The organism is Leptotrichia sp. oral taxon 215 str. W9775, from assembly GCF_000469505.1.
In the GTDB taxonomy this organism is placed as follows: Bacteria; Fusobacteriota; Fusobacteriia; order Fusobacteriales; family Leptotrichiaceae; genus Leptotrichia_A.
In genome coordinates, this window is record NZ_KI272875.1 from 8,960 (window position 1) to 9,985 (window position 1,026).

The following is a 1,026-nucleotide window of genomic DNA, read 5'->3' on the forward strand; positions in this document are numbered from 1 at the left end:
CTTACAAAAATAAAATATACAGAAGAGGAGGTAGTAAATATGAAAAATCATCCACTCCAAACTCTACTGAAGTTAAAATTATGATAAATCATGGTAAAGAGAATTTAAAAAGAGGTGTATACTAATGAACTATTTAAAAAAAATAATTATTTTTTTTCTGATTGGTATCAGTGTAAATTGTAAAGAAATAGCTAGAATAAATAATAATAATAATAATATAAGAGATGATAAAAATAGGTTAAATATGGAAATAGAGAAAGATGAAAAAATAAAAATATTAAAAACGAAACAAAAATTGTCTTTAGTTTCTAAAGTATATACAGCACCAAATTTTATTATTTCAAATTATTCTTTTTTAGTAGATAAAAATAAAATAAAAGAATTTGTTATTAAGGAAGATAAACTGGAAAGTTACAATAAAGAGATTAAAACTTTAATACAGCAAATAGAAAAAAAAATGTATTTATCTAAGTCTATTTCAGGAGGGATTAACAAACCTGATTTTTTTGTTAGTCAACCAAATGTTTATACACAGAAAATTGATTCAGAATTTATTGTCTATTTGTCTAAAGATTTTAATTATTATTTAGATTTGTATGAATATGAAAAAATGAAAAAAAAGATGGAAAAAATAGATGATTTTCAAGATAAGTTAAAAAAAATAGAAGAAGTAGCAGAATATATTTATTCTAAGAAAGAAGAGTATGAATCTATAGTTAATTACGATTCTAATTTTAGGATTTATTTAGATTTGCATAAATATTTAAATTTTTCTGAAGAAGTACCTTTTGAAGATTGGTTTCTAGATACTTATTACTATTCTTTGAACGAGGATTTAATAAAATTGTATAATTTACTTGAAAATAATAAAAAATAGAAAAAGTTAATACAGAAAAATTTTAAATTAGAAATTGAAAGTGAGAGTTGAATTATAAAATTTCAAATAATCGTTGTTGTAAAAGACAGTAGTTATTTTTCTCATGTTTTAAATAATTTTAGATTTAATAAAAAGAAGAAAATAAAGAA

General features: G+C 20.3%; 1 protein-coding gene. It reads left to right on the top strand.

Going from position 1 to position 1,026, the window contains the following annotated elements:
* Positions 1-124 precede the first annotated feature (124 nt).
* Positions 125-877 (top strand): hypothetical protein, encoded by a 753-nt coding sequence (locus HMPREF1984_RS10810; protein WP_021768048.1) that lies wholly within the window; start codon positions 125-127, stop codon positions 875-877.
* Positions 878-1,026: the final 149 nt, after the last annotated feature.

Excerpts from the sequence above, each read along its gene's own strand:
- HMPREF1984_RS10810 (WP_021768048.1), top strand. The coding sequence starts at position 125 with ATGAACTATTTAAAAAAAATAATTATTTTTTTTCTGATTGGTATCAGT.